This is a genomic window from Bacteroidota bacterium, assembly GCA_016718825.1.
Classification (GTDB): domain Bacteria; phylum Bacteroidota; class Bacteroidia; order J057; family JADKCL01; genus JADKCL01.
The window spans coordinates 93,254-115,496 of the sequence record JADKCL010000007.1; the positions used below are offsets into that span (position 1 = coordinate 93,254).

The following is a 22,243-nucleotide window of genomic DNA, read 5'->3' on the forward strand; positions in this document are numbered from 1 at the left end:
GCGCAAAGGTAGGAAATTTCGTGGGTGGGAAATGCAACGAATGGAAATTCTCTTATTTAATCAACCTGAAGTCAAAAGGAATGGTAACCCAGCACCAAACGGGCTTCCCACTTCGCATGCCTGGAGTGCATTTTAGGTTTGGGATTTGCGAGGTGACTGCGCGGCTCAAAATAGGATGTGGATCGCTATACAGCGAATGCCGATTGTAATTTCCTTGCCGGTCCAGCAAAATTCTTACCACAACCTTGCCTTCAAGTTCCTGATCCTTCGCTTTTTTCGGGTAACCGATTTGTCCCTTGATCTCATTCAGGTTGAGCGGGACGGGCTCCTTGTCCAGCAGCACAAAATCATTTATGCCCGGTATGGAATCGTCACTCTCCACTTCCGATTCCTCCCTCTCAATGACTTCCACGTCCTCTGCAGAAAAGTCAAGCGGAGGTGGTGCCTCCCCTGGTTGAATCTCAATCAATTGGGACAGGTCGTCCTCCTTGGATTCAGTTTGTTTCTCAGCAGGTGAGCAAGATGACATCCAAATCACCATGGGCGCGAACACGAGGATTGAATTCAAGAACTTTCGGGTCATCGGCGGATCAAATTTAGCGGTGGTTGGAACGGCTTTCTTTTTTACCTTGCAATGTAGAAAAAAGTCCGACGTCTGATGCCGCAATCACTTCCCCAATTTCAGCTTGAGACCCGTGCAAGTGCGCGAGGGCCAGAGGTTTGGGATGGCATCCGGAAGCAATGGCTCGTCTTGACCCACGAAGAGCAAGTTCGACAATGCCTGATTCAATTTCTGACCACCGTTTGTGGTGTTCCCAAGGGACTCATCAGCCTTGAAAAGGGCTTGAATTACGACCGCCGGCGCAAGCGCTACGACTTACTTGTTTATGACCGTTCCGGCAAGCCTTTTATATTATGTGAATGCAAGGAGCCGCGTGTACCCATCGACGATGCCGTGGTGCAACAGATTTCCGTGTACAACCACAAGATCGGCGCACGCATTCTCATCCTGACGAATGGGCCGCAACTGTTGGCTTTTGCGCAAACGCAACCCGGAAAATGGACTGGATTAACCTTGCCCGATCCGGATTTGCCCGGTGGAGAAGCATGGTTTGGGGAAGCAGAACGGTTATTGTCCTGAAATTCAGCTTTCAGCAGAGATGGCAGCTGCAAGGATTCGCAGGCCATCCCGCAATTCATCCTCCGAAATCACCAACGGCGGCGCAATCCGAATGGCGGTATTGCAATGCAAAAACCAATCGGTGATCACGCCATGCTCCAAACACCGCGCAATCACACGCAAGACGCGATCAAATTCGCCGACCTCGGCAGCATAGAGCAAGCCTTTTCCACGTAATTCCAACACGCCGGGCACATTCAATTCTTGCTGAATGATCGTTTCCAAACTTGCCACCCGCTCGACCAAGCGTTCGTCCAAAATCTTGTTCAGAACCGCCAAGGCGGCCGCGCAATTCACCGGATGTCCCCCGAATGTCGTGATATGCCCCAAAACGGGATCGTGCGTGAGCACCTGCAAAACCTCCTGACGCGAAACAAAAGCGCCGATCGGCATGCCGCCGCCCATTCCCTTGGCCATCAGCAAGATATCGGGAATTACACCCAAGCCCTGAAAGGCAAACAAGTCCCCTGTCCGGCCAAATCCGGTTTGGATTTCGTCAAAAATGAGGAGCGTGCCTGTGATGTCGCAGCGCGTGCGGAGGGCGTACAGCCAATTGCGCGTGCCCAAGCGTACGCCCGCCTCGCCTTGGATCGGCTCGACGATCACGGCGGCCACGCCTTCATGGATCGCGTCAATCGCAGCGTGCGAGCCAAATTCGACGAAGGTCACCCCGGGCAGAAAAGGGCCGTAGCCTTCCTTGAGGCCGGGAGCACCAGTGACGGAAAGCGCGCCATGAGTCGAACCGTGGTAGCTGTTGTGGAAAGCGATGATTTCGGAGCGGCCGGTGAATTTTTTGGCGAGTTTGAGGGCACCTTCGACGGCTTCGGAGCCGCTGTTGACAAAGTAAACATTGTCGAGGGTCGGGCCGAGTTGGTCTGCGAGCAGCGTGGCAAGTGCCACTTGCGGTGTCAGGACAAATTCGCCATAGACCATCGTGTGCATGTAGCGCGCCGCCTGCGCTTGCACGGCCGCGACCACTTCAGGCGCACAGTGGCCGACATTGCTCACGCCGATTCCCGAAATCAGGTCGAGGTAGCGTTTGCCGTCGGGTGCATAAAGGAAGCAGCCTTCGGCGCGGGCAACCTCGACGAGCATCGGCGCTTGGGAAGTTTGAGCGACGTGGCGCAGGAAAAGCTGACGTTGGTCCATGGATCAGGCGTTTTCGGCGGCGACCAATTTGATTTTTTTGACCATCGAGGCAAGCCCATTCGATCGGGTCGGACTGAGATTTTGCGACAAACCGATCTTATCGAGGAAATAGAGATTCGCCGTTGCAATTTCTGCTACCGGTTGATCCTGGAAAATGCGCAAGAGCAAGGAAATCAATCCTTTGGGAATCATGGCGTCGCTGTCGCCGTCAAAATGCATTCGACCGTCATTCAAAGAATAATGCAGCCAAACCTGACTTTGGCATCCACGCACCTTGTGGTCTTCGTCCCGAAACTGCTCGGGGTAGGCGGGAAGATCCTTGCCAAGGGCAATGATGTATTCGTATTTGTCATCCCAATCACCGAGGAATTCAAACTCGCCAATGATCTCTTCTTGTATCTCTTGAATGGTCATGCCACCGATTTTGGTGCAAAGGTAGGGGAAATGCGGGTTTGGGAGGGATTACCATTGCACTTTGCCTTTGTCGTCTTTGGGGAACAGCTTTGCCAAATGGAATCGCTCCAAAGAATCACGGGTACCTTTGAGAAACCGATTGCCATCGACCATTACTTTCTCCAGTTTGGGAAGTTTCCAAAGTTCATCCGGTAGGTGGCTCAATTGGCAATTGCTAAGGCCGAGGTATGTGAGTTCTTTCAGGTCTTTGATGTTTGTTGGAATCGAGACAATTTCATTTCTACTCAGTTCCAAATAAGTGAGATTGACCATCTTCCAAATGGGCATTGGGAAGGATTTTAAGCCTTCTCGATGTCCATGAATTTCCAAAATCTTATTGGGATAAGGATGTTCGCAGGCCTCTTTGACATTTTGGAATACCGTTTTCAAACTGTCTTCGACTTCCGGCTCGGGATCGCCTTGGTCAAGAGAAAACCTAAAGGGAATTGTGATCCAACACTTCACCGGCTTTCCAGCTTGAATCCCAGGATCACACTGCAATCGTTGGATTTCTCTCGCAACTGCCTTCAGCAATGCAGGATGACCTTCTTTCAGTGCAACGTGCCTGACATAATTTCCTTCTTCATCGATGAGGATTCTGAGTTCTACGGTCCCTTCGATTTCCGCTTCCTTTGCCATGGCGGGATAACCTATTGACTGCCGAATTTCGTCAAGATTGTCTGGCCAAGGCTCCTTTTCCAGCAATTGAGGCTTGAACGGGTCGGGTTCGGGGCCCGACTGATCTGTGCTGAGGCTGTCACATCCGCAGAGCAAAAGAAGAAGGAAAATTGCGAGTATGTTGACTTTCATGGTCTTATGTGAGGAGCTTGAGAGGAGTTGCCTTTCACCATTGCACTTTGCCTTTGTCGTCTTTGGGGAACAACAGTTCACCATGTGACTTGACCATTGATTTCTGCAGGCTTTTGGGGAACAGGTTTCCATCAACCATTATTTTTTCCAACCGCTGCATTCCCAATACTTCGTCGGGTAAGTGCGTAAGTTGGTTCCTGGAGAGGCCCAAGTACCATAAACTATGGAATTGGGCAATCTCCACGGGAATTGTTGTCAATTGATTATCACCAAGTTCAAGTCGGCGCAAATTCGGAAAATTCAGCACCTCCATCGGGAATTCTGTAAGTTTTTTTCCGTGTAGGAAAAGCTCCTTCACATTGGCAGGATCTGCCAAAAGTGCTTCATCGAGACTATGAAACGAGGTTTTGGCAATATCCTCAGCAACTCTTTTCAAATTCTTGGGTTCCACCGTTTCCACTGCATCCGAAGGCAAGAGTTTGAAATCAAAAGGAATTGTGACCCAAACCTTGATGGGCTTTCCGTATTGAATTCCTGGTTTGAACTTCAAGAATGCAATTTTGGATTCGACGGCTTGGGTCAAGATCGGATGCGGATTCTTGATAATAATGTGCTTCACGTAATTGCCCTTTGTGTCAATTTGCACTCTTATGATCACTTTCCCCTGAATTTCTGAGGCTTTTGCATCGGGTGGATACCCGATCATCCTCGTAAGCTCATTCATATTGATAGGCTCGGGTTCCCTTTCTAAGAGAACAAATTCATTAGGACCGATCTCGCGCGGTTCATTAACCTGACAAAAGCTCCAAGTTGGAAGCCACAAAAGTCCACAAAAAATTAAATAGCGAATGACGTTTGGATGTAGCATGACATTGGTTTTGAATTCAATACCAAGTTAATGTTTTCATCCAATTTTTCAAAACCTCGATGAATTTCTGGATTTCGGATGTAAGCCAAACATCGGAGTTACCTCACCGTCTTTATTTATTCATATCCAAACTTAAACGGAATTGTCACCCAGGACTTGACCGCTTTGCCTTCTATCAAGGCGGGCGTGAAACGGATAAGGTGCAAGACGGGTTCGACAGCTTCAGTGCACATCGGATGCGCTGTTTTGAGGATAATATGCTTCATATATTTGCCGTTTTCATCCATCAGAAGGCGCACGATGACTTTGCCTTCGATGCAAGCTTGCGGATGCCGAATGAGTTGCTTGACCGAATCAAGGTTCAGTGGGACAGGTTCCCTTTCAAACAGGATAAATTCTTGTGGTCCCGGCGTCTTGTCTTCTTTGACCTGCGCCAAACCTTTTTCCGCACAGATTCCAACCAAAAAGAAACACAAAAGCGTAATTCGTCGCATGCTGATCATTTTCCAGCATCAACGAAAGGGAACCCTAAAAAAGTATGGGTTTTGGGGCGAAGCGTGGAAAATCAATCCGTCAGCAACTCGATATGCTCAAGGTTTTCTCTTGCCTTGTCGATCGCAGCCTTAGGGATGTCGTTGTTGCTGATGTCCAAGGCACGCAAAGACTTCATTTTCTTGAGAAAACCGGGAACAGCCTTGATTTGGTTGCCGTTCATCTCGATTTCCGCGAGGGCAGGCAGCTTGGCCAAGACGCTCGGAATTTCGGTGAAATTGTTGTCGTCCAAAATGATCTTGGTCAAGCTCGTCAACCTTGAAATCCTTGGATCCAGGGTGTTGAGCTTCTGACCGCTGAGGTCCAGCGTTTCCACGACTTCGGTGGTCGTCAAGGCTTCGTCGAGGGAGGTGAATACCTTGGTACTGTTACCTGCATCAAACACAATCGGCAACATCACAATCGACTTGATCGGTTTGCCCTCCTTTTTTGCCGGGGTGAATTTCAGTTCGGGGATATGGGCTGAAACGGCGTCGCTGAGCAACTGAGAGGGAGATTCCGTGATTTGGTGAGATTCGACCTTGCCGTTGGGGCCGACGGTGATCTTTGCGATGACCTTGCCGGATGCACCTGCGCGCTTGGCTTCGAGCGGAAATCCGATCTTTTGTTGGACCGCCTCGCAATTCAAGCATTCGGGGGGCGTTTCGGTCTGGGCCTTGACCTGTGTCGAAACAAGAAGGAATGCGGCAAACAAAAGGCTGAAAATCGTTTTCATAGACGACAAAGATAGTGCTTTTGGAAAATTTACATTTCCCGAATGCAAGAACCGTACCATCCTGCCGTTAGATTTTGGCCACGAAGACACAAAGGCACAAAGTCAAGCGATATTTCTTCGTGTCTTCGTGCCTTGGTGGCCAAATTTTCAGCATGCAATTTTACAGCAACTCATTCGCCAGATTGGCCAATTCGGAGCGCTCCCCGCGTTGCAGCGTCACATGTGCTGCCAGCGGATGGTCCTTGATTTTGTCGACCAGGTAGCTGAGGCCATTGGATTCGGAGTCGAGATAAGGCGTATCAATCTGCCGCACGTCGCCCGTGAAGATGATCTTCGTCTCTTCGCCAGCCCGCGTGATGATCGTCTTGACCTCATGCGGCGTGAGGTTTTGGGCTTCGTCGACGATGAAAATGATACGGGAGAGGCTGCGGCCGCGAATGTAAGCCAGTGGCGTGATCAGCAATTTTTCGCTTTCCACCATTTCCGTAATCGTCTTTTGCTCAGGGCTCGCATCCTTGAATTGGCTCTGAATGAACTTCAGATTGTCCCAAAGCGGCTGCATATAAGGATCGAGCTTGCTTTTGATGTCGCCCGGCAAGTAGCCGATGTCCTTGTTGCTGAGCGGCACCACGGGGCGTGCCATGTAAATTTGCCGGAATTCGCGGCGACGCTCCATCGCACCCGCGAGGGCGAGCAGGGTCTTGCCCGTGCCGGCCACGCCCATGAGCGAGACCAAACGCACATTCGGATTCAGGACCGCGTGCAAGGCAAAGGCCTGCTCTGCATTCCGGGGCGTGATGCCATATGCTGAACGCTTTTCAACCTTCTCGATCAATTTGCTGATCGGATTGTAGAATGCCAACACCGAACTTTTCCCATTTTTCAGGATGAAATAATGGTTGGAGCGCACGTTCGAGAGGCCCAATTCGCTGGGATCAATGCCGTCGGTGCGGTAGATTTTGTCGATCAATTCGTGGTTCAGGCCTTCCATCAAACTGAAGCCATTGTCCAGCTTTTCGATGTCTTTGACCTTGCCCGTGGTATAATCCTCCGAATGCAAGCCTACCGATTTGGCTTTGAGCCGCAGGTTGATGTCTTTGGTCACCATCACCACCTTGCGATGGGGATGCTCTTTTTGCATCGCCAAGGCGGAGTTCAGGATCCGGTGGTCGGCTTTTTGCTCGCCAAACACTTCGTTCGCATCAAAATGACCTTCGCGGCCCATGGCGACCATAAATTTTCCGTGAGAATCCCCATTGATCTCCGTCCATTGGTTCATCAAATCCTTGCCCGACAGATCGTCCAAAATGCGGATGAATCCCCGCGCTTCGTAGTTGATCATGTCGTTGCCCTTCTTGAAGTTGTCCAATTCCTCAAGGACGGTGATCGGAATCACGACATCGTGTTCCTGAAAGCAGTTGATCGCATTGTGGTCGTAAAGGATCACCGAGGTGTCCAGCACGAAAATTTTGCGGTCCTTACTCGATTTGACTTTTGCACGAGCGTTACGTTTTGGGGTGGTGTTCCCGGCTGATTCTTGGGTTTGGAACATAGATACCTTCATTAACGTGTGTGATAACCAAATCTATCCATGTGTAATGCCAATCAGGAGCAAACTTTCTTCACAGGCTGGGGAGAAGTCGCATTCGAATGACCACTTTACAGAATGGCATACCTTGGAATCGTAGTCTACACACCGGAATACGTTCCCAGGCGGAAAATGAATGCCGGATGTAAGAAAAGTGCTGATAGAATAAAACATGTATATACATGTATTGTTATCACCTATATTTGCGGACGGATCCGATGGATCATCCCAACTCGATTAAAGCACAATGTATATTCTCAAAAACAAGATGAAGAAGATTTCCTACCTGTTCGTTTTCGCCATGGCAGCGCTCTTTTTGGCTGTTCCAATGACCTCCAAGGCTCAAGTATGGGCAAGCGATGGGGTACACTCCACTGTGATGTACACCGTCAAGCACGTCGTCACACCGATGTTGGGTGTCTTCAAGAAGTTCAACATTGAGATAACCTTCGACCCTACAAAGCCGCTAGAAACCAAAATCAATGGTACGCTGGATGCAAGTTCTGTGGTGATGGGCATGGATAAATTGGAAGGTCATTTGAGAAGCCCAGACTTCTTTGATGTCGCCAAATACCCGGAGTGGTCATTCCAATCCACTGGCATCACCGTCAACAAAAAGGTAAAATCCAAAAATGGCTACTTTGCTGCCGGCAAATTGACGGTACGCGGTGTGACAAAAGACGTGGTAATCCCATTCGAATTTTTGGGCAGTAAAGAAGACCCACGCGGAGCCACCGCAGGGTTTGCCGCTGAATTCACCATCAACCGTGTGGACTACGGCGTGGGCCAGCCAGACGGCGGCGGTATGGTGAGCAACGATGTCAAGATCAATGTCATGCTTGAGATGCATCCTAAGAAATAAAATAGCGAATTGAAAACAGGAGTTCCCGTCTTGGTGAAAGCTGAGACGGGAATTTTCTTTGTATCCATCTGGACAACTTTTTCAGCAACAAACCGCGCCAATCCAGAAATTGGCTTCATGAAAATCTTGCATACAGCAGACTGGCACTTGGGCAAGCGCCTCGACCGCTTTGACCGGTTGCCCGAGCAGCGGCAGGTGATGGACGAAATTTGCCGCATCGCCGATGCCGAAAATGTTGACGTCGTCCTCGTTGCCGGAGATCTTTACGATACCTTCAATCCTCCGATCGAGGCGACCGAATTGTTTTACCAGACCTTGAAGCGCCTCGCCAATGGCGGAAAACGGCCTGTGATCGCCATCGCCGGCAACCACGATTCGCCAGACCGCATCGAGGCACCCGACCCACTCGCCCGTGAATGCGGCATCATTCTGGCAGGATTTCCGCATTCGGAAGTGCGCCCATTCCAACTCGAATCCGGTCTTGCGGTCACCCATAGCGAACCGGGCTTCCTCACGCTCACTGTGCCTGGAATCGGCTATCCGCTGCGGCTCCTGCTCACGCCCTACGCCAACGAAGGCCGTCTCCGCAAAGATCTCGGCGCAGAAAGGCCTGAAGCCCAGATGCGTGAATTGCTCGAGGCGCATTGGAAGGAACTCGCCTACCGGCATTGCAATGACCAAGGCGTGAACCTGCTCGTGGCGCATTTGCTGGTAATGTCGCAAGGAGACGAGGTTCCCGACGAGAATACTGCCGAGGAAAAATCCATGGGTCCGACCTCGATGGTGTACACCCAAAACTTGCCCGAAGGCATCCAATATGCTGCCTTGGGCCATATCCATGGCTATTGCAACATGCCCGGCGGGCCTTGTCCTGCTGTTTATTCGTCGAGTCCGCTCACATTTTCTTTTCCGACGCGTGGTCAAAATGCTGCACCAAGGTCCAAAAATGTCGTGATCGTCGAAGTCATGCCCGGAAAACCAGCGCAATACCGTCCCGTGGCACTCACATCGGGCTTGCCCGTCCTGCGAAGGCAGTTTCCAAATCCGGCGGCAGCGGTCGAATGGCTCCGCGAAAACCAGGAATGTTATGTCGAATTGTCGATCGAAACGGAAAATTATATCAGCGCCGAGGACCGTCGACAGATCATGACGGCCCATTCCAGGGTCGTAGGTCCGATTCCGGTTTTTACCAATGCGGAACGTATCGGCGCAGTTCACGGAAAGGCCATCGACGTGAGCCGTACCCGTGAGGAGCTTTTTCAAGACTATTTCCTGCATTCAAAGGGCGTCGAAGCCAATGCCGAGTTAATGGACTTGTTCCGCGAAATCGAAAGGAAGGAGGTGTCGAAATGATTCCATTGAAACTGACCATCAAAGGTTTGTATAGCTACCGTGAAGAACAGGTCATCGACTTCACCAAGCTGGCTGAGAACCATCTTTTCGGCATCTTCGGAGCAGTGGGGAGCGGGAAATCGGCGATTTTGGAGGCCATGACCTACGCCTTGTATGGCGAAACAGCCCGATTGGGTGGCAGCGACAAGCGCTCCTACAACATGATGAACCTGCAATCGCAGGAAATGCTCATCGTCTTCGAATTCAAAACCGCCACCAACGAAGGGGAAAGCCTTTACCAATTCCGCGTCCGACACACGCGCAATTCCAAGAAGTTTGATGATGTACGTTCGCCAGCACGCACGGCCTCCATCTGGAAAGATGCTGAATGGCAGCCACTTCCCACGACCGATGCGGAATCCATCCTGAAACTCTCCTACGAGAATTTCATCAAGACCATCATCATTCCGCAGGGCAAATTCCAGGAATTCATGCACATGGGCGAGACCCAGCGCACGCGTATGTTGCGGGAATTGTTTGGGCTGGATCGCTTCGAATTGTCCATTCCGACCGGGCAATTGATCAAGGAAACCGAAACCGCCCTCTCCGTTTTACAAGGCCAATTGATGTCGCTGACCGAGACAAATCCGGAGGAGATGGCCGCCAAAGAGGCAGAATTACTGGAAATCGGGGATTCGCTGGATAAGGAAAAAGTCCACCTTCAATTACTGGAAACGGCTGTCGCAAGCATTCGGCAACTGAAAAAGCTGGCGGATGATCGCCTTCGAATTCAAGAAACGCTCAATTCATTGCTTTCCAAAAAGGAAGAATGGGAGCGGAGGGAGGCCAAAGCGAATCAATTCCAAAAGGTGGTGCTGGACTTCCGCGAATGGATCAACACGGAAAAGCGCTTGACCCGCGAATTGGAACTTGCCCGAAATGCCCATTCGAAGACCGTTTCCGACCTTGAATTGCTCCTTCCACAACTGAAATCTGCCCGGGAAGCAGCAGTCAAGGCAAAATTGGCATGGGAAGCTCGCGGCGAATTGGAAGCCAAAATCAAGGATTGTACGCATTTGGAGGCCATTCGCAAGGCGACCGATGCCTTGGTTGCCGTAGAGGAACGCCTGAAAAAAGGCGAGGCCTTGCTGTTGACGGAAGCGCAGGCGATCAAGGAAAAGAAGGAAGCCAAGGAAACGGCGGACAGCACCATCGCCACCCTGCGGCAAGCGATGCCCGATGAAGCGCAAGTCAACGAAGCCTTGGCATGGTACCAACAACGCCGCAACCTGCAGACGCAGTTGGAGACATCCAACGCCCAAGGGAAGGCCATTGAAGCGGAGCGTTCGGAACTCTTGTCGGAACAATTGTCCCTTGCCAAAGCGCATTTGGGAGCAGATCACACGGGTGAAATGCTTTCAGTAGCCTTGCAAACGGCATTGGACCAAATCCAAGCGGAGATTCAAGCTGCGCGCTTGGACAAGGAGCAGATCACGCACAAGGAGGGACTTGCAGCCTATGCGGTCGATTTGGCCGCGGGGAATCCATGCCCCTTGTGCGGGGCTGTGCATCATCCGGCGCCCTATCATCCCGGGGAGGCCGTTGAGAAAATAAAATCCAGTGAATTGACGATCAATGCCTTGGAGGCAAAGCTGAAGCCAATGGAGCGTGCACTTGCCTCCGCAAATGCAATTACGGTGAGGCTGGAGGAAAAGGGAAAGCAATTATCCAATCAGCAGGCAGAGGCGGTCCGGATTCAAAATTTGATCGCTGAACATTCGAAGGCATTTCTTTGGGCACAATACGATTCTAGCGACGCGACCAAAGCTGAATCTGACCGGCTTGAGGCTGCCAAAATCAAAAGTAAAATTGTTGAAACCGAATCTCAGCGTTCAGCCATCGACAAGGAGTTGGAGACTTTGCTGGGCAATCAGGAGCGGTACCAAGCAGCTTTGGGGAAGTTTCGGGAAGATAGGAGCCAATCCGTCGGACTCCGCGACAGCCACCTGCAGCAACGTACGGTTTTTGTCTCCGAATCGGATTTGCAGCTGTCATTGGAGGAAATTGCACGGTTAAGTCAGCAATTGAGCGCAGAGCTGAAATCCATCGAACTAGCCAACACGACGACGCAGGAAACCGAGCGCAACTTGGATTTGAAGCGTGTCGAGCTTGAGCAGCGGCAGCTTTCCACCAACGCCGAATTGGTACGTTTGGAAAAGGATGCTGGCGAAAATCAAGGAAAAATCGCTGGAATGCTTTCAGCCTCCGGCTTCGCTTCGGTCGCCGAGGTGGAATCGATTTTGGGCTGGAACCTCGATTTGGAATCCGAGCAAAAAGCCGTCACCGCGTTCAAGATGGAACTCCAAACCGCCGAATCTGCCTTGGCGATGCTGGTCGCGCAGGCTGGCAACGAGGAATACAATGCCCAAAAACATGCCGAAACGGAATCTGCGATCCTGGCATCCAAAGTCCAAATCGATGAAAAAACCGAGCGTCAATCCTTGCTGCGTGAAGCATTGAAGCGCATTCGGGAGGAATTGGCGCAACGCAAGGCGCTCGAAGGGCAACAGGAAGCCCAACGTCGCCGCTTGGAAAACTTGAAGATCTTGGAGCGGCTGTTTGTCGGTTCGGGCTTTGTCAAATACGTTTCGACCAAATATTTGCAAGAGCTTGTGGCGCGCGCAGATGTGCGCTTTCGGCAACTCACCCGAAATGCGCTGAGCCTCGAGCTGGGTACAGAAAACGAATTTCTCGTGCGCGACATGCTCAACGGCGGGCAAACGCGTAGCGTGAAAACACTCAGCGGCGGTCAGACATTTCAGGCGAGCCTTTGTCTGGCGCTTGCCTTGGCCGACAACGTGCAGCAACACAGCGGCAGCAGCCACAACTTTTTCTTTCTGGACGAGGGCTTCGGAACGCTTGACAAGGAGAGCCTTGCGGCAGTCTTTGAAGCTTTGAAGCAACTCCGGCAGGAAAACAGAATCGTCGGCGTGATTTCTCACGTGGAGGAAATGCAACAGGAAATCGAGGTGTATCTGAAGGTCACGCAGACGGAGGAAAGAGGAAGCTTGGTGAAGGGGAGTTGGGAATAGCGCCTTGGCGCTACCCTCGCTCTCACTCTCCCACTCGCTCTGGCATTCGCCTATTTCTTCACCCCCAAAAACCTGCAAACCCAGCCTTGACCATTGTGGTAAAGGCCTTCGTGGAGCTTGATTTCGCCTTCCAGCATTTCCAGCACCTCAAAATCCGGGAACAATTCGCGGATTTCATCGAGGGAAAAGAGCAGGTCGGCATCCTTGGGGCCTCCGGAGGCTTGGTGGGGCTGGTATTCGAGCTGTTTTTTGCCGAATGCCTCTAAAATCACCATTCCGCCCGGTTTCAGTGCAGCCACAAGTTTGGGATATACCACCTTGCGCACCTCCCAAGGGAAATGCGCGTAGATGAATGCGATCACGTCCACGCTTGCCGGCCGATAGCTGACCTCCATGGCATCGGCGACCACGTATTCGATGCGGCGGCCCATGTCAGCTGCAAGTCTGTCCGCTTTGTTTTTTCCCTCGACACTCAGGTCAAAGGCTTCGACAGACCATCCGCGGCTAGCTGCGAAGGCGGCGTTTCGACCTTCTCCTTCGGCAGGCAGCAGGATTTTTCCGGGAATGAGTCCGCTGAGTTTGTCCTTGAAATAAACATTGGGTTCGGTCCCGTAGGCCCATTCCGGCGCGCCGTAGCGTGCATCCCACATCTCTTGGATCGGTGAATTCATTCCGAAAGATAAAAACTTCCACCTGTTTGGAATGGACTCGCCCCGAAAAATTGTTTCCCAATTTGGGTTAGATGTGAAAGTTGTCAAACTTGTGAATGATGGGTATTTGGAGGCTTTCTCGCGCAACCAAAGCCCCGAAACTTGCGATAGACCCAACAAAATTTCCCGTCTATCTTTTTCTTTCACTTATTCCGATCCCATTATGAAATATTTCAGAATCAGTATTGCAACGGCCGCTATTGCAGGTTTGCTTATTTCCTGTAGCGCCAACATGGACCGCAACAATCAATCCTTCGACAATTCACCTGCCCCTTCGCCCGGAACCTCAACTGCTCCGAGTTCAGGAAGCGGCTATTACGCAGAAGAATCCGCCAAGATGAGTGCCGATGAAGCCGATGTAAAGGACCTCGTTTCCAAAAACGACACCGAACTTATGTCTTCCTCCGCCGCCACGGGCGGGCCCAATCCTGATACTTCCCACAAATTCATTCGCACGGCAGACGTACGTTTTCGTGTGAACGAAGTCCGTCCGGCAACCTTTACCATCGAGAAAATCACTGCCAAATTCGGAGGATACGTAGCGCATACGGCCTTGGAAAGCGTCATCGACAATGTGAAACAGACCCCCATCAGCGACGACAGCACCCTGATCACGACTTACTACACTGTCAGCAATAACATGACGCTGCGGGTGCCTGCGGAGAATCTTGACAGTACGCTCCGGAGCCTGGGAACCTTGGTCGAATACCTGGACTACCGTCGCATCAACGTCGAGGACGCTACCTTGAGGATCCTCCGCGAAAAGCTCGCCGCCCGTCGCATTGCCTATTCCAACCGCCGTCTCGAAAAGGCCGCTGACGGAAGCGAAGCCAAATTGAGGGATGTTGCTGCGGTGGAGGAAGCTTTTTTCAACAAACAAACCATGGCCGACGAATCATTGCTTCGTACCCTCGAACTCAAAGACCAAATCGAATTGAGCACGATCACCCTTCAAATCTATCAACGTCAAGCCTGGAAACGGGAAATGGTCGCCAATGAGAAGAACATTGATGCCTACAAGCCAGGGTTCTTCCACGATCTGGGTGAGGCGATTGCCCGCGGATGGCAGGGATTGTTGACCCTCATCGTCGGCTTGGCCCATTTGTGGCCCTTGTTGATCATCGTGCTGGGCTTGGTGATTGCAATCCGGTTGATCCAACGTCGACTGAAGAAATAATCGAACACGGAACGCAGCCATTTTTCCTGTAGCGGGGGAATGGCTGCGTTACCTTTGATTGCCCTTTTCAATGCCGTGAAGCGCGTTTTGATGCGCAATTCTGCCTAGTTGGCGTTACCTTTTGCCGAATTTGTCCATTGACTTTATTGCGGGCCAAGTCATCTTTGTAGCGTCTTCTGTTGCCCAGGGCATAGCACTGTCCGATCACCCTACCCGAATCGCGCTATGTTGACCTGAACACGTTTGAATTGAAGGCATTGTGCTGCTTTGCAGAAATGTGAAGCCTCAAGGCTCTGGAATCAGAAGACAATCATTCATCGCCCCCTCTTGGAAAGCCCCGTCAATGGGGCTTTCATTTTGATACAGGTTTGTCCTCGGCAGATGATTCCCGTTCAGCCACCGGATTCTTACCATTCGCACGTAGCTTCCTCCATATCCATCGCAGGACATCGCCTCCCCGCACCACCATCCAAATAAGGAACACGAAAAACACGGCAATCTCAATTTGATTGTCCCAGAGCGCGTTCCAGATGTCGACGGCAATTTCCATGGTGCAATGATAATCTATTCATGGCTGATTCAGAATAGGGATGGATTCGTAGTTGCTCACAAAACCAGTTCGACCGTTGGCGCAATATCCCAAGCCGTTCATGTCGCAATATCTGCAATTGGAACTTTTTTTGTTGTGAGTGTAAAAACCCTTCCTAAGTTTGCATCGTATTCAGAAACAAAAAACGAATACAAGTATTTATTCGAAACCAATTTTTTAAAAACTCTTAAGCAAAAACAAAAATATGAAATTCACCGCATCCATCAAAAGTCGTCAGCAGCACACCAATCTCGGTGGTATGCGGAGAGGCTTTCTGGGCGCAGCGGTTGAGGGATTAGATCCCAGTTTCTTAGGGTGTGCGGTGTCGCAAAGACATCGATAGATGAACAATTAAGTTCCATCGCACACCCGGATCATAAGATTCGGGTTTTTTTATGCCTTGATTGTAGCGCCACGCACCACCGAATAAAGTTCACTCAGCCCTCTGGTCTAATGGCTAAGGCACCGGACTTTGAATTCGGGGACGGAGGTTCAATTCCTCCGAGGGCTACGATAGCAGTGTGAGATTCCAGCGTGAGTCTGGAGGAAGTGCTGCTCAAATGTAAATTGCTGATTTTGAGTTTGATTTCCGCTTCGTTGCGGGGTGATACTCCATTGATTTGTCAAAATTCTAATTACCTATATTACGTTCTTTCCATTCTTACAGATTGAAGCATCGCAGTATATTGTGAAGCCGTAACTTCTCATGTCCTGCTGCTGACTGTAACAACAAAATTGGGTTGCCATGTACCAAGGCTGGCGAGTGTCCCTTGCAAGGACGTTGGGTGGGTTCGATTCCCACGCGATCCACCTATGCCTGAATTTTTTGAAATGAAGGCGCTTTTCTGGCCATGTCGGTCAGGAATTCAAAGAAAAAATTGATCCGAAAGGAGGATAAAAACATGAAGTTCAACATTCGTACTCCACGTGCCCCACAGGTTCAGAACCACGAAGGCGCAAAGGCTTGGAGCTTGTCCAAGGAATTGGAGCTCTACACTGCGGTCGTGACGACCACGCTCTCTGACAAGTTTTACGAAACGGGTGGTGAACGCCTCAAGCGGATCCAGAATTTGATCAAGGATGTCGATCCGCAATTCGTCGCAAAATTGGCAGTGTATGCACGTGAAAGCATGTACCTCCGTAGCATCCCGCTCGTGCTTGCCGTCGAGCTTGCAAAGGTGCATCAAGGTGACGACTTGGTGAGCCGATTGGTGGCCCGGGTCATCCAACGTGCCGACGAAATCACCGAATTGCTGGCATTCTACCAACATGCCAACGAGCGTAAGTCGGTCAAAAAGCTGGGCAAGCTCAGCAAGCAGTTGCAAAAAGGTTTGGCATTGGCATTCAACAAGTTTGACGAATACCAATTCTCCAAGTACAACCGCGATGCAGATGTAAAACTCCGCGACGCCCTGTTCTTGGTGCACCCACGGCCAAAAACCGAATTGCAACAAGTGCTCTTTGACAAAATCGCAGCCGACACCCTGGACACGGCTTACACTTGGGAAACCGAGTTGAGCCGCGCAGGTCAGGAGGTCCAAGGCACTGAAGACGACAAGAACCTTGCCTTCGCAAAGCAATGGGAAGCCTTGATCGACAGCGGTAAATTGGGTTACATGGCGATGCTTCGAAACCTGCGCAACATGCTCCAAAAGGGCATCTCTGACGCACACCTCGACAAAGTCGCCGCAATGCTCTCCGACCCTAAGCAAGTCGCGAAAAGCAAGCAGTTCCCATTCCGCTTCCTCTCTGCCTACCGCGAATTGCGCAGTGAAACCAACTTCCGTGCACCGCAGGTCATGGAAGCACTGGAAGCCGCAATCCGGGCGTCGGTGGTCAACATGAAGGGCTTTGGTCGCGATACCCGGGTCTTGATTGCAAGCGACGTTTCAGGCTCCATGCAGGTGCCGGTCTCTGCAAAGAGCAAGGTGCAAATGTATGACATCGGTCTGGTGCTGAGCATGTTGCTGCAAAGCAAGTGCGAGCGCGCGATCACGAGCATCTTTGGTACGGAATTCAAGGTGGTAAATATGCCACGCGCTGAGATCCTTGCTAATACTGACAAAATGAACCACTACAGTGCGCAAGTCGGCTGGGCGACGAATGGTCACCTGGTGATCGAGCACCTCGTCAAGACCAAAACGGTCGTCGACAAGGTCATGATCTTCACCGACATGCAACTCTGGAACAGCCAAGGTGATGGCGGTCACCTCGGCAAGGCTTGGAAGCAGTACAAGGGCATGGCGCCTGGCGCAAAGCTCTACCTGTTTGACCTGCAAGGCTACGGCCAAGCACCAATCAACGTGCTGCGTGACGATGTCTTCATGATCGCTGGCTGGAGCGACAAGATCTTCGACATTCTCCATGCTATCGAAAACGGCTCCAACGCGTTGGATGAGATTCAAAAGATCTCCATCTGAGCACGGGGAGCCCGACAGACAAGCTGAATTGAGATTACCAAGTGTTGGGAAGGCCGTTGCCTTGGGAATGGTGAAATGCCGCCCAGGCCAAGGCTCGGCCTTCCCCAACACAAAGCAGTGGCGGTCGCTGTTGTCGGGCGTAGGCGGGAATGCCGCCATCGCGAGACATTAGCTCCCCACAAGCAGGGCCTCGTCCTGAGTATCTACGGGGCGGGCCCAACCGGGGCTGAAGCACATAGGCTGTGTGCCTGATTGTCGATCAGGATGGAGCGGGTTCGAATCCCGTCAGTCCCGCCAAGGTTTGTGTGTGCATGGCTTATGTACACAACGGAGCCCGTAAGCTCCACATTCTTTGAAAATTACTGCAAGAGCAGTGTCTGCATCAGCCGATGCAGGCCATCGAGGATAGACACCGTAATATCCGGACTGTGGGCCCGTAAGCCCGCAGCAACTGAGCCCGTAAGCTCAGTCAGCAGGCCGTAACCTGCCGTCCTTTCAAAGCTATAGTGCAAAGCGTAATTTGACGTATTGGTTTTTTCCTGTTTTTTTATTGAGCTGATTTGATGTTTTTTGATTGACAGGAAGGAAGAAATAGTGAACAGTTAACAGGGAGTAGTTAGCAGTTGGCATTGGGAGTTTCATAACTGCTAATTGCTAACTACTAATTGCTAACTAGCTGCAAAACAGTTTCTTCCATTCCTGCTGATCAATCTTTAAAAAGATATTGCGTTCCGAATTTCTGGAATGCAGAAGAGTTGCCTTGGTGCCGTAGAAGAGCGTTACTTCGTTTCCATCCGGGGATTGGCGGGTTCGATTCCTGCTCACCCACGCCATCGTCGCCGATTTGCGGGGACACATTCAAATTCGTGGGTGTAGTATAGTGGTAATACACCGGAAGCCGCAAGGCCAATAGATCGCTTTTCGCCTTTTGCCCGATGGTAATTCTTCACAAAACAAGGAAAATGAGTGCCGTGTGGCTGTGTTACTTCACCGTTAATGATAAAACCACAGTCAATTGATTGCCTTGTTGTTCCTTTTTAGAAAAATGAAGCTGTGAATGCCGTAGAATTGTGTTCCTTCGAATGGATTGCTAGTCCAAGTTCACGGCCTTTGGGAGGCTGCCGGGGCAAACAGCAATGTTTGCAAACACAAAACGACTGTCGCTTCCCGGATTCATCTTGTCCCTAATTCTTGCTCAAATTCAAAGCATACTTGGTGCCGTAGTGGCGTGTTACTTCGATTTCCAATTCGAGTGGTCGTGGGTTCGAATCCCATCCTGCCTTCGGGTAGGTAGCTCAGTGGTAGAGCACTTATGTCACGCTGCGTTTGTCGCCCAGGTTATTTTTTGTGATCACCTCCCAGCCCAGCTACGGATCTTCAAAATCAATTGATTCGAAGAAATACCGTCACATATAATTCGTCCTTGCCATACACCTCAAATCTACCATGTTTTGAAAGTCAATCGGAAAATGAATGAGCTAGATCATGGTTTTTGATATGCGGCTTTTCTTATTTAGGCTTTGGATTAAATTTTCTCATAAGATCAAGTAAATGGGATGAAAGCATTCTTCAAATTCATGTTGTTGGTCATCATTTGGATGAATTTTATATCAGTTTCTGCCCAATCCGGCGATGCTCCGAAACAGAATCCCAAAACACCCTACCAAAATGAACTGAAAGCCCTAAATGCATTCCTAGTGGATTTTGAGGACGGATTTTTTGGTTATATCGAGGTGGTGGATGGACAGATCCAGATACAGTTCAAAGAGGGGAAATTCTCAAAATTTGATTTGGAGAATATGACGGAACCTGAGCTGAATGAAACTTACGGACAGGTTACTTGGAACTGTAAGGATGATGACGCCTGTGTTACCACTGACTGGAGTGAGGAAGGAAAGGAGACCGGTATCCTCTTCAGCGGTTCGGGTTCGGCAGAGTTGGAATATTTGATGGAACTTCTCAATGGGTTCATAAAGGCTTACAGAGCTAAATGAGCCTGTTTATCGGAATACAGATTGATGCCTTTTTTGATTACATGTCGAATGTCAAATTTACATATGAATAGGATTCTTCTATTAATAATGGCGGTCATGCCTTTCTGCATTCTGTCAGCGCAGACCGGCAACCCACAATCGGCCTATTCCCTGGAATTTGTAAATACAGATTCTGTAAAAGCGGGCGGCGTACTGCCATCAAATCATTTCTGGCTTGTAAACCGGAGTTCCGGGAAGCGTACCCAGGTCAAACTGCCGGATATGGCATATGTTTCTGCGGGTGAATTCCTTGCCGAGAATGTTATCAAGGTCAAGTCTGCAAGATCTATGGTTGAGTGGTCGAAAGGGGGAGATTCCCTTTATTTATTTATAGTTACCCAGGACACCGGTCGATTTCTTTACAACCATAAAAACGCTAGGCATAGTTTTAAAAACGCAGGAATTGCATTGACCTGTTTTATCGAAGCGGATAAGAATCTGTTTGATTCCAAAGGCAATTTTCTTTCTTCCAGCTACTGGCTCAGCAATTATGGACATGTGTATGAGGTACAGTGCATGGACTGCAAGGAAATAGCAGATTGGAGGAGTTATTTCACCCTCGATTGCAAGAAACTCAGATTCACCAAGCAGGGAGCTACAAGAGTGCATGTCATGAAACAACTTCTGGTGCATATGTGGGGAGATAGCCTCTTCGCTTTCGACATTCCGGGCGACAAGCAACTGGGCGGTTACCCAACGGTGCCGCTGGAAGTCAGAAATGTCTTTTACAAATCGGGTTATTCCCCGACTTATGATAAAATCCTTGACAATGAAAATTTTTTTCCTGTGCGCCTGGGTGCCGACAGCTGGACTTACCTCGATGAAACCGGCAAGGAGGCGATGAAGCCGTTCCAGGCGCACCTGGCGTTCCCTTTCATGTTCAACAAAAATCTGGCTCCGGTGAACCTGCATGGCGCGTGGGGCATAATTAACAAGGAAGGGACGATGACCTATCCCTTTCAGTTTGATTCTATTTCCATTGGTTCGGGGCAATCCACGACTTATTTCTACCGGCATGATTCCACATTCATCATGAGCCCGGATGGGCGCATGCAGTATTCCAGAAAAAGCAAATCTCCCACGCAGGTATCAACTAACCCTGTGCGTTCCATAGAAAGCACCTGCCTTGTATATATCTTTATGAGCGAAGACGAACAGCGCAAAGCTTACATCCTCGTGAACCTGAGTTACGACCCCGCAAAAGTTGACCACGCCAAAATGGTGAATTGGGTTTCCTCCGCCATAAAGTCAGAGCAAGCCGCCATGTGGGAACGCGGTTTATCATCATATGGTACATCCTTCAACAACCCATACAGCGCTGAACTCATGTATGTAGGAAAAGGTTGTTACGGTCTTGAAAATGAGTACCGTCAGAAGTCGTCCTGGGTGACGGTTTTCAGCAAATCGTTTCTGGATTAAAGCTGCGTACAATACCCCACCCCCATTGGAGTTCTGAAGCATTATTCAAAGGTTCCCTCGATATGAATGCCGATGAAATCCATGATTGGTGGTCAATTTTGTTTATGCTTATCGGAAACTTTGCCAGTAAACCTGCTCGTCATGTCGACCGAAGTGCAGGCAGTGCGAAGCACTGCCGAAACGGAGCGGAGACATCTAGTTCGCCACGAAACACCTCACGCATACCCACGACGCATACGGGCAACCCATACCCACGACGCATAACCGCAACGTGAGCTGGACGTGCAACTATATGAGCTAGATCTCTCCGCTACGTCGCCTACGGCGCTTCGCGCCTTGACGACTTCGGTCGACATGACAATTCGCGAACCTACCGGCAATCATCTCGATAAGCATAATTTTGTTAAAAAGGAAAATTTCTCTATTTCAGAGATTTCGGTAACTGTTTCAAACATGAAATGGATAGCAAGTGCTTCCTGCCAGCCGTGGAAAATAAATTCATCACCACTAGTTTTTCAGGTATCCGCAATTCTCTCTTGTCCATTTTTAAGAAGGATTTTTGAATCCCTCTCACTTATTATAAAGTGTTGCATTTATTGTTTGAAAATAGGAATAATGGAAACGGAAAATCAAGTGCCGTAGAGAAGGGTTACTTCGTAACTATAACGGTCCTAAGGTAGCGTACCTCGGGCGACCGAGCAAGCGAAGTCGGGTTGAAATCCGACAGGGTAAAAGCTTTCTTGAAAGCGTAAGTCTCTCTGAGATGTCGAATTACCGGTTCACTGTCCACCGCAAGGGGATAAGAACGGCGCTCCAAAAGAGCATCTCCCTTTTCGCCTTTTGCCTTGATGATCCAATTCATGCACCAGTGAAATTGATCAGTGCCCATGCTCACTTTTCGTTTTTCACTTTTAACTTTTCACTTACTCGGGTGCCGTAGTCAAGCGTTACTTCCGGATACTTTGGTTCGACTCCAAACTTGAAGGGCGCACCTTGGTGCTTACTTCTCGCTACGCTGGATGCCTTTTGCCCCGAAAGAAATACTGTTTCCTGCTTTTTACCGATGAAATCAGCCGCGCGTCGAGCTTCCACTTGACCGCGGCAGTTTTCTCCAAACAAGGTGGAGCTGTTCGCTTTCCCATTCGAACTGTTTCCTCAAACCAAAATGCGGTGTAGGAGGCAACTAGCCGACTCTCATAAGGTCGCGCCGCCAAGTTCGAATCTTGGCACCGCAACTAGAAGTGCAAGTTTGAGTTCAAGATCGAAGTTCAAGCCATTCTCGAACTGTTTCCTC

At 50.1% G+C, this 22,243-nt stretch carries 20 protein-coding genes and 3 tRNA genes; 12 read left to right on the top strand and 11 right to left on the bottom strand.

All coding sequences use genetic code 11. The features are described 5' to 3' along the window. Positions 1-52 precede the first annotated feature (52 nt). Positions 53-583: a TonB family protein gene (locus tag IPN95_09980; protein MBK9449728.1), complete on the bottom strand. Its 531-nt coding sequence runs from the start codon at positions 581-583 to the stop codon at positions 53-55. 75 nt (positions 584-658) lie between these two features. Here IPN95_09980 and IPN95_09985 point away from each other — a divergent pair, with 75 nt between their 5' ends. Next, positions 659-1,141 carry a type I restriction enzyme HsdR N-terminal domain-containing protein gene (locus tag IPN95_09985; GenBank protein MBK9449729.1) on the top strand — a complete coding sequence of 161 codons (483 nt, stop codon included), beginning with the start codon at positions 659-661 and terminating at the stop codon, positions 1,139-1,141. Positions 1,142-1,144: 3 nt separating this feature from the next. Here IPN95_09985 and IPN95_09990 read toward each other — a convergent pair whose 3' ends face one another. From IPN95_09990 to IPN95_10020, 7 genes are all read right to left on the bottom strand, one after another. Further along, positions 1,145-2,329, bottom strand: coding sequence for an aspartate aminotransferase family protein (locus tag IPN95_09990; protein ID MBK9449730.1), 1,185 nt, complete (start codon positions 2,327-2,329; stop codon positions 1,145-1,147). 3 nt (positions 2,330-2,332) lie between these two features. After that, on the bottom strand, positions 2,333-2,743 hold the full coding sequence (locus IPN95_09995; protein ID MBK9449731.1) for a SufE family protein: 411 nt from the start codon (positions 2,741-2,743) through the stop codon (positions 2,333-2,335). A gap of 48 nt (positions 2,744-2,791) precedes the next feature. Next, on the bottom strand, positions 2,792-3,592 hold the full coding sequence (locus IPN95_10000) for a TonB family protein (protein ID MBK9449732.1): 801 nt from the start codon (positions 3,590-3,592) through the stop codon (positions 2,792-2,794). A gap of 34 nt (positions 3,593-3,626) precedes the next feature. Continuing rightward, a complete protein-coding gene (locus tag IPN95_10005) occupies positions 3,627-4,460 on the bottom strand; it encodes a TonB family protein (protein ID MBK9449733.1) in 834 nt (277 codons plus the stop codon). A gap of 116 nt (positions 4,461-4,576) precedes the next feature. Next, positions 4,577-4,954 carry an energy transducer TonB gene (locus tag IPN95_10010; protein MBK9449734.1) on the bottom strand — a complete coding sequence of 126 codons (378 nt, stop codon included), beginning with the start codon at positions 4,952-4,954 and terminating at the stop codon, positions 4,577-4,579. A gap of 71 nt (positions 4,955-5,025) precedes the next feature. Continuing rightward, positions 5,026-5,727, bottom strand: a complete 702-nt coding sequence (locus IPN95_10015; GenBank protein MBK9449735.1) for a TonB family protein — start codon at positions 5,725-5,727, stop codon at positions 5,026-5,028. A 160-nt stretch (positions 5,728-5,887) separates the two neighbouring features. Continuing rightward, positions 5,888-7,279 carry a PhoH family protein gene (locus IPN95_10020; GenBank protein ID MBK9449736.1) on the bottom strand — a complete coding sequence of 464 codons (1,392 nt, stop codon included), beginning with the start codon at positions 7,277-7,279 and terminating at the stop codon, positions 5,888-5,890. Between the two features lie 304 nt (positions 7,280-7,583). On the opposite strand from IPN95_10020, the gene IPN95_10025 reads away from it, so the two are divergent. From IPN95_10025 to IPN95_10035, 3 genes are all read left to right on the top strand, one after another. Next, on the top strand, positions 7,584-8,177 hold the full coding sequence (locus IPN95_10025) for a YceI family protein (protein ID MBK9449737.1): 594 nt from the start codon (positions 7,584-7,586) through the stop codon (positions 8,175-8,177). A gap of 117 nt (positions 8,178-8,294) precedes the next feature. Then, a complete protein-coding gene (gene sbcD / locus IPN95_10030; GenBank protein ID MBK9449738.1) occupies positions 8,295-9,530 on the top strand; it encodes an exonuclease subunit SbcD in 1,236 nt (411 codons plus the stop codon). Continuing rightward, positions 9,527-12,601, top strand: coding sequence for an SMC family ATPase (locus IPN95_10035; GenBank protein MBK9449739.1), 3,075 nt, complete (start codon positions 9,527-9,529; stop codon positions 12,599-12,601). The genes sbcD and IPN95_10035 overlap by 4 nt, the downstream gene beginning before the upstream one ends. Before the next feature lie 50 nt (positions 12,602-12,651). Here IPN95_10035 and IPN95_10040 read toward each other — a convergent pair whose 3' ends face one another. Continuing rightward, a complete protein-coding gene (locus IPN95_10040; protein ID MBK9449740.1) occupies positions 12,652-13,272 on the bottom strand; it encodes a methyltransferase domain-containing protein in 621 nt (206 codons plus the stop codon). 202 nt (positions 13,273-13,474) lie between these two features. Here IPN95_10040 and IPN95_10045 point away from each other — a divergent pair, with 202 nt between their 5' ends. Next, on the top strand, positions 13,475-14,488 hold the full coding sequence (locus tag IPN95_10045; GenBank protein ID MBK9449741.1) for a DUF4349 domain-containing protein: 1,014 nt from the start codon (positions 13,475-13,477) through the stop codon (positions 14,486-14,488). A gap of 352 nt (positions 14,489-14,840) precedes the next feature. Here IPN95_10045 and IPN95_10050 read toward each other — a convergent pair whose 3' ends face one another. Then, entirely contained in the window at positions 14,841-15,038 is a 198-nt protein-coding gene (locus IPN95_10050; GenBank protein MBK9449742.1) for a hypothetical protein, read from the bottom strand. A gap of 6 nt (positions 15,039-15,044) precedes the next feature. Here IPN95_10050 and IPN95_10055 point away from each other — a divergent pair, with 6 nt between their 5' ends. The 7 genes from IPN95_10055 to IPN95_10085 all read left to right on the top strand — a co-directional run bounded on the left by IPN95_10055 (position 15,045) and on the right by IPN95_10085 (position 20,949). Then, entirely contained in the window at positions 15,045-15,368 is a 324-nt protein-coding gene (locus IPN95_10055; protein ID MBK9449743.1) for a hypothetical protein, read from the top strand. Positions 15,369-15,516: 148 nt separating this feature from the next. Beyond that, positions 15,517-15,588 (top strand) — tRNA-Gln (locus IPN95_10060). A gap of 226 nt (positions 15,589-15,814) precedes the next feature. Continuing rightward, positions 15,815-15,887, top strand: a tRNA-Ala gene (locus tag IPN95_10065). 92 nt (positions 15,888-15,979) lie between these two features. After that, on the top strand, positions 15,980-17,497 hold the full coding sequence (locus IPN95_10070; protein ID MBK9449744.1) for a TROVE domain-containing protein: 1,518 nt from the start codon (positions 15,980-15,982) through the stop codon (positions 17,495-17,497). Between the two features lie 222 nt (positions 17,498-17,719). Further along, positions 17,720-17,794, top strand: a tRNA-Asp gene (locus IPN95_10075). Between the two features lie 1,259 nt (positions 17,795-19,053). Continuing rightward, positions 19,054-19,491, top strand: coding sequence for a hypothetical protein (locus IPN95_10080; GenBank protein ID MBK9449745.1), 438 nt, complete (start codon positions 19,054-19,056; stop codon positions 19,489-19,491). A gap of 63 nt (positions 19,492-19,554) precedes the next feature. Continuing rightward, positions 19,555-20,949, top strand: a complete 1,395-nt coding sequence (locus IPN95_10085) for a hypothetical protein (protein ID MBK9449746.1) — start codon at positions 19,555-19,557, stop codon at positions 20,947-20,949. Between the two features lie 891 nt (positions 20,950-21,840). Here the strand turns inward: IPN95_10085 and IPN95_10090 are convergent. Continuing rightward, positions 21,841-22,041, bottom strand: a complete 201-nt coding sequence (locus IPN95_10090; protein MBK9449747.1) for a hypothetical protein — start codon at positions 22,039-22,041, stop codon at positions 21,841-21,843. Positions 22,042-22,243: the final 202 nt, after the last annotated feature.

Coding starts and splice junctions, on each gene's coding strand:
- IPN95_09980 (MBK9449728.1), bottom strand. CDS start 583: ATGACCCGAAAGTTCTTGAATTCAATCCTCGTGTTCGCGCCCATGGTG.
- IPN95_09985 (MBK9449729.1), top strand. CDS start 659: ATGCCGCAATCACTTCCCCAATTTCAGCTTGAGACCCGTGCAAGTGCG.
- IPN95_09990 (MBK9449730.1), bottom strand. CDS start 2,329: ATGGACCAACGTCAGCTTTTCCTGCGCCACGTCGCTCAAACTTCCCAA.
- IPN95_09995 (MBK9449731.1), bottom strand. CDS start 2,743: ATGACCATTCAAGAGATACAAGAAGAGATCATTGGCGAGTTTGAATTC.
- IPN95_10000 (MBK9449732.1), bottom strand. CDS start 3,592: ATGAAAGTCAACATACTCGCAATTTTCCTTCTTCTTTTGCTCTGCGGA.
- IPN95_10005 (MBK9449733.1), bottom strand. CDS start 4,460: ATGCTACATCCAAACGTCATTCGCTATTTAATTTTTTGTGGACTTTTG.
- IPN95_10010 (MBK9449734.1), bottom strand. CDS start 4,954: ATGCGACGAATTACGCTTTTGTGTTTCTTTTTGGTTGGAATCTGTGCG.
- IPN95_10015 (MBK9449735.1), bottom strand. CDS start 5,727: ATGAAAACGATTTTCAGCCTTTTGTTTGCCGCATTCCTTCTTGTTTCG.
- IPN95_10020 (MBK9449736.1), bottom strand. CDS start 7,279: ATGTTCCAAACCCAAGAATCAGCCGGGAACACCACCCCAAAACGTAAC.
- IPN95_10025 (MBK9449737.1), top strand. CDS start 7,584: ATGAAGAAGATTTCCTACCTGTTCGTTTTCGCCATGGCAGCGCTCTTT.
- sbcD (MBK9449738.1), top strand. CDS start 8,295: ATGAAAATCTTGCATACAGCAGACTGGCACTTGGGCAAGCGCCTCGAC.
- IPN95_10035 (MBK9449739.1), top strand. CDS start 9,527: ATGATTCCATTGAAACTGACCATCAAAGGTTTGTATAGCTACCGTGAA.
- IPN95_10040 (MBK9449740.1), bottom strand. CDS start 13,272: ATGAATTCACCGATCCAAGAGATGTGGGATGCACGCTACGGCGCGCCG.
- IPN95_10045 (MBK9449741.1), top strand. CDS start 13,475: ATGAAATATTTCAGAATCAGTATTGCAACGGCCGCTATTGCAGGTTTG.
- IPN95_10050 (MBK9449742.1), bottom strand. CDS start 15,038: ATGGAAATTGCCGTCGACATCTGGAACGCGCTCTGGGACAATCAAATT.
- IPN95_10055 (MBK9449743.1), top strand. CDS start 15,045: ATGATAATCTATTCATGGCTGATTCAGAATAGGGATGGATTCGTAGTT.
- IPN95_10070 (MBK9449744.1), top strand. CDS start 15,980: ATGAAGTTCAACATTCGTACTCCACGTGCCCCACAGGTTCAGAACCAC.
- IPN95_10080 (MBK9449745.1), top strand. CDS start 19,054: ATGAAAGCATTCTTCAAATTCATGTTGTTGGTCATCATTTGGATGAAT.
- IPN95_10085 (MBK9449746.1), top strand. CDS start 19,555: ATGAATAGGATTCTTCTATTAATAATGGCGGTCATGCCTTTCTGCATT.